This is a genomic window from Streptomyces odonnellii (assembly GCF_000981895.1).
Taxonomy (GTDB): Bacteria; Actinomycetota; Actinomycetes; order Streptomycetales; family Streptomycetaceae; genus Streptomyces; species Streptomyces odonnellii.
The window spans coordinates 1-5,812 of record NZ_LATD01000332.1; the positions used below are offsets into that span (position 1 = coordinate 1).

Consider the following 5,812-nt stretch of genomic DNA (forward strand, 5'->3'; position numbering starts at 1 on the left):
GCCCCGGGACCCGCCCGTACAGCCCGTACATCCAACGGTCGTACGAACGGATCCCGGGGCGGGGCGTTTTCAGCCGTCCTCACACGACGGCGATACCCACGGGCGCGTCGGGTCGTTGTGCCGGGTGGACACCGCCACCGGACCCCGGGCGACCCGGGGTCCCACTCGTGGAAGGCAGCAGCCGCCGATGACCGCGCAGCCCAACGACCTCGACCACCCCCACGACCTCGTGGGCATCGGCATCGGGCCGTTCAACCTCTCCCTCGCCGCGCTCGCCGACGGCGTCCACGGCGGACTCGACACCGTCTTCTACGACCAGAGCCGCGACTTCCGCTGGCACCCCGGGCTGCTCATCGAGGACGCCACCCTCCAAGTGCCCTTCCTCGCCGACCTGGTGACCCTCGCCGACCCCGCCAGCCGCTGGAGCTTCCTCAACTACCTGAAGACCCGCGACCGGCTCTACCCCTTCTACTTCGCCGAGCGCTTCCACATCCAGCGCGCCGAATACGACGCCTACTGCCGCTGGGTCAGCGGACAGCTCCCCGGACTCCACTTCGGCCACCAGGTCGACGCCGTCCGCTGGAACCCCGAACGCGCCCTGTTCGAAGTCGACTTCACCCAACTCGACCGGGACGGCGAGGTCGAAGCCCTCGGCCGCGCCCACACCCGCCACATCGCCCTCGGCATCGGCACCGAACCGCACATCCCCGAACCGCTCAAACCCCTCGTCGAAGCGCCCGTGGCCCCCGTCATCCACTCCGCCGACTACCTCGCCCACCGCGACCGGCTGCTCGCCGCCGAGCACATCACCGTCATCGGATCCGGACAGTCCGGCGCGGAAATCTTCCTCGACCTGCTGCGCGCACGCCCCACCGGCCGCGAGAAGATCCACTGGCTGTCCCGCACCGAAGCCCTCGCGCCCATGGAGTACTCCAAGCTCGGCCTGGAACACTTCACCCCCGACTACACCCGCTACTTCCACGCCCTGCCCGAGCGGGTACGCGACGACCTCCTGCCCCGCCAGTGGCAGCTCCACAAAGGCATCGACGCCGGCACCCTCGCCGCCATCCACGACGAGCTGTACCGGCGCACCCTCCACGGCGGCTGGCCCGACGCCGTCCTCACCCCCGGAATCCGGGTCCGCACGGCGGGACGCGTCGCCACCACCAAGGTCGAACTCCACCTGGAACACACCCAGCAGGCCACCAGGACCCGCGTCATCACCGACGCCGTCGTCCTCGCCACCGGCTACCGCGAACGCCCCCTCGGCCAGCTCCTCGCCGGACTCGACCCCTACCTGAACACCGACGACGCGGGACGCCCCCGCATCGACGAGCACCACCGCATCGCACTCGCCCCCGCCGTCACCGGCTCCGTCTACGTACAGAACGCCGAACGGCACACCCACGGCGTCGGCGCACCCGACCTCGGACTCGCCGCCTGGCGCAGCGCCACCATCCTCAACCACCTCACCGGCACCGAGCCCTACCCACTGCCCCGGCGCACCGCCTTCACCAGCTTCGGACTCGAAGGGCTGGACCGGACCCGCCGGGCATACACACCGACGGATCTGGTCCCCCTCACCGAAGTCCGCTGAGAAGATCAGCCGAGAAGATCAGCCGAGAAGACCCGCTCAGAAGACCGGCGTACCGTCCCGCGTCAGCTTCCAGTCCACCGAAGCGAACTGCGCCGGGTCGATCGTGCCCGCCGCCTTCACCCAGGTGATGATCGTGTTACGGACTTCGTCCGAGTTCGACCACAGCTGCCTCGACGCCGCGACATGCGGGAAGTTGCCGCCACCGCTCGCCCGGTAGTTGTTCACCGCGAACACGAACTGCGCCGCCGGGTCCAGTGCCCTGCCCTGGAACTGAAGGTTCGCGATCCGCGACCCCGCGGGCTTCGCGATATCGATCTCATACGTCAGACCCGACACCACGTCATAGTTGTAGTCCGGGGTGCCCTGCGCATTGGTGAGCCTCGACTTGTCCACCGGCACGCCCGCCGGCGTCTGCACGTAGTACCTCGCCGAGAACTCCAGATAATCCCTGATCTGCGCACCCGTCAGCAGGCGCGCCTCCAGGGTGTTCTCGTACACGTACAGCCCCGCCGCGTCCTTGATGGTCACCTGGCCCGCCGGAATCACCGCCGAACGCGAGAAGCACGACGCCTGCGACAGCACCGGCAGCGCCGCCCACTCGGTGCCCGCCAGAGCCGCCTTCACCGTCTCCGCCTGGACATGGTTGATGAGATCGATGATCGGCTCGTCCTTCCACGGTGCGTCGACCGTGGTGATCGTCGCCGTCGACGTACCGATGATCTGGTTGACGTACTCAACGACCTTGCGGTGCTCATCGATGAGCAGGTCGGCGATCTTCGGGTCCTCCTCCACGGCATTGGAGTTCAGAATCTTCGCGGAGACCCTCTCGACCCTCCAGGAACCCCGCTCCTCCACCAGCTCGAAGTCGAACGTCGTCAGCCGCATACCCCAGCGGGACGGCTCCGACAGCACAACCTCCTTGCCGGTCTCCTTGTTGACCACCCGGCGCTCCGCGATCTCCGAGTGCGCGTGGCCGACCAGAATCGCGTCGATCCCCGGCACCTGCTCGGCCACCAGCGTCGCCGCGTTCTCCACATACGGGAGCTGGTCGCCGTACGACGACGTACCACTCGTACCCGAGTGCGCCGACACGATGACCACATCCGCGCCCATGGACCGCAGCTTCGGCACCCACTTCGCCGCCTGCTCCTCAAGGCCCGGGAACGTCATCTGCCCCTGGACATTCGACTTGTCCCAGATCGCGATACCCGGATTCGTCAGACCGAGGATCGCCACCCGCACATCCTGGGCATGCGTCACACGCATCTTCTTGATCACATAGGGAGGGAAGGCAGGCTGGAGCGTCTTCGCGTCCAGCGCGTTCGCACCCAGCAGCGGGAAGTCGCACTGCTTCTCGAACTTCCGCAGCACCGGAATGCCGTAGTTGAACTCGTGGTTGCCCAGCGCCGCCGCGTCGTACTCCATCGCGTTCATCGCCTGCGCCATCGGGTGCACCGGACCGCGCTTGGCGGTGATCGGGTCGACCTTCGCGTAGTAGTACGAGAGCTGAGTGCCCTGAATCGTGTCACCCGCGTCGATCAGCAGCGTGTTCCGACGGCCCTTCGCCTCACGGATCTGGTTGACCAGCGTGGAGATCTTCGCGAGACCGATGTCGTTGTGGGCGGAGTCGTCGTACTCCTTGTCGGTGAAGTAGTCCCAGTTGAAGACATTGCCGTGCAGGTCCGTCGTCCCCATCACGGTGAACGAATACCGCTCCGGATCCCGGTCGCGGCTGTCGGCCGCGGCAGGCACTGTCGCCCCTCCCGCCAGGGCAACACCCGCACCGGCGGCAGCCGTGCTGCCCAGGAACGTCCTACGGTTCAGCGGCATTTCGTTCTCTTCTCCCTCGACCCGGCTGTGTCCTGCTGTATCCGGTGTATCCGTCAACAACGCGCGTAGATTCTGGCCCGGATGCCCCATACCGCAACACCCCCGCAAGGTTTCGATCAGATGACTGCCGACTGTCGTACGCGGGTGCGAGAGTGGGCGGTACGCCGCACACCGCGGCCCCTTCGTACACCGCCGCACGAGGCCGTACGCCATTGCATGAAGTCGTACACCGCCGCATGAAGGAGTGAGCCGCAGATGACCGACGCGCCCACCGGCACCCCGGGGACCGGGCCCACCCAGGCAGCCGCCCAAGGAGCCGCCACACCGCCCTACGGCACCCCCGAGACCCCGCGCGTCGCCGTCCGAGGCGAGGCACGGATCGAAGTCGACCCCGAAATCGCCAGAATCGTCGTCACCATCGGCGCCCGCGGCACCGACCGGCGCACCGCCCTCGAAGACCTCACCCGCCGCAACAACGAAGCCCTCGCCCTCATCAAGTCCTACGGCCCCGCCGTCGAAAAACTCGAAACCGGCACCTTCTCCATCAGCCCCGAACTCACCAGGCGCGGCCGGGGCGAACGCGTCCGCGCCTACCACGGCCGAGTCCATCTCACCGCCGAACTCACCGACTTCACCGCCCTCGGAGAGCTGACCACCCGCCTCGCCGACCTCGACCTCAGCCAGGTCAACGGCCCCTGGTGGGCCCTGCGCCCCAACTCCCCCGCCCACGGCGACGCCCGCCGCAAAGCCGTACACGAAGCGGTCCAGCGCGCCCGCGAATACGCCGACGCCCTCGGCGCCCGGCTCTCCGCCCTCGTCGAACTCGCCGACGAAGGCGCCGAGACCCCCGCCGCATACGGCATGCCGCTCGGCGCCGGCGCCCTGCGCAGCCGCTCCTTCGGATCCGCCGAATCAGCCGACACCGCCCCCGCGCTCGACCTCGAACCGCAGCGCCAGACCGTCTACGCGCAAGTCAACGCGCGCTTCACCATGACACCACCCGATCTCACCGGCTGAGCAACACCACGATCGCCGGCCCAGCACCACGACCGATTCCGGGAAATGCTCATCGGAGCGGCCCCCCGCACAATTCAACACTTGTCAACAAGCCTTCATCCAAAGGTTGTTGAGCAGACATACACGACCAATTCGCTACCGGCGGGTAAGCCCTAGTCTCGATATATGCGCCGAGCGAAGATTGTCTGCACCCTGGGACCCGCCACCGACTCATACGACCAGATCAAAGCGCTGGCAGAGGCCGGAATGGACATCGCGCGCCTCAACCTCAGCCACGGCACCTACGCCGATCACGAAGAGCGCTACCAGCGCGTACGGAAAGCCGCCGACGAAACCGGCCGCAGCGTCGGAATCCTCGCCGACCTTCAAGGCCCGAAGATCCGCCTCGGCCGCTTCCGCGAAGGACCCGTACTCCTTGAACGCGGCGACCAATTCACCATCACCGTCGAACCCGTCGAAGGCGACCGCCACCTCTGCGGCACCACCTACGAAGGACTCACCGCCGACGTGACCACCGGCGAACGCATCCTCGTCGACGACGGCAAAGTCACCCTCGAAGTCACCTCCGTCGACGGCCCCCGCGTCCACACACTGGTCGTCGAAGGAGGCATGGTCTCCGACCACAAAGGCCTCAACCTCCCCGGCGTCGCAGTCTCCATCCCCGCCCTCTCCGCCAAGGACACCGACGACCTCCGCTGGGCCGTACGCACCGGCGCCGACATCGTCGCCCTCTCCTTCGTACGCACCGGAGCCGACATCGACGACGTCCACCGCATCATGGACGAAGAAGGCCGCCGGACCCCCGTCATCGCCAAAATCGAAAAACCGCAAGCCGTCGACAACATCGACGAGATCGTCGCCGCGTTCGACGGAATCATGGTCGCCCGAGGCGACCTCGGCGTCGAAATGCCCCTCGAAAACGTGCCGATCGTACAGAAGCGCGCCATCAAACTCGCCAAGCGCAATGCCAAACCCGTGATCGTCGCCACACAGATGCTCGACTCGATGATCGACAACTCCCGGCCCACCCGCGCCGAAGCATCCGACGTCGCCAACGCGATCATCGACGGCACCGACGCGGTCATGCTCTCCGGCGAGACCAGCGTCGGAAAACACCCCGTCGAAACCGTCAGGACCATGGGCCGAATCGTCGAAGCCGCCGAGGAAGACATCCTCGCGAAAGGGCTCCCGCCCATCACGGAAAGCAGCAAGCCCCGCACCCAGGGCGGCGCGGTCGCCCGCGCGGCAGCCGAAATGGGCGACTTCCTTGGCGCGAAATTCCTCGTCGCCTTCACCCAGTCCGGCGACACCGTCCGCCGCCTCTCCCGCTACCGCTCCCCGATCCCCCTCCTCGCCTTCACCCCCGAC

4 protein-coding genes are annotated in these 5,812 nt (G+C 67.3%); 3 read left to right on the forward strand and 1 reads right to left on the reverse strand.

Features of this window, described 5'->3' with window-relative positions; all coding sequences use genetic code 11:
- The first annotated feature begins 187 nt into the window (after positions 1 to 187).
- On the forward strand, positions 188 to 1,597 hold the full coding sequence (locus WH07_RS28060; RefSeq protein ID WP_046505855.1) for a lysine N(6)-hydroxylase/L-ornithine N(5)-oxygenase family protein: 1,410 nt from the start codon (positions 188 to 190) through the stop codon (positions 1,595 to 1,597).
- Between the two features lie 36 nt (positions 1,598 to 1,633).
- On the opposite strand, the gene WH07_RS28065 is transcribed toward WH07_RS28060, so the two are convergent.
- Positions 1,634 to 3,427, reverse strand: a complete 1,794-nt coding sequence (locus tag WH07_RS28065) for a bifunctional metallophosphatase/5'-nucleotidase (protein WP_046505856.1) — start codon at positions 3,425 to 3,427, stop codon at positions 1,634 to 1,636.
- Positions 3,428 to 3,682: 255 nt separating this feature from the next.
- On the opposite strand from WH07_RS28065, the gene WH07_RS28070 reads away from it, so the two are divergent.
- A complete protein-coding gene (locus WH07_RS28070; RefSeq protein ID WP_046505857.1) occupies positions 3,683 to 4,444 on the forward strand; it encodes an SIMPL domain-containing protein in 762 nt (253 codons plus the stop codon).
- A gap of 165 nt (positions 4,445 to 4,609) precedes the next feature.
- Positions 4,610 to 5,812, forward strand: a 1,203-nt coding sequence (pyk, locus tag WH07_RS28075; protein WP_046505858.1) for a pyruvate kinase, incomplete at its 3' end; no start/stop codon positions are given.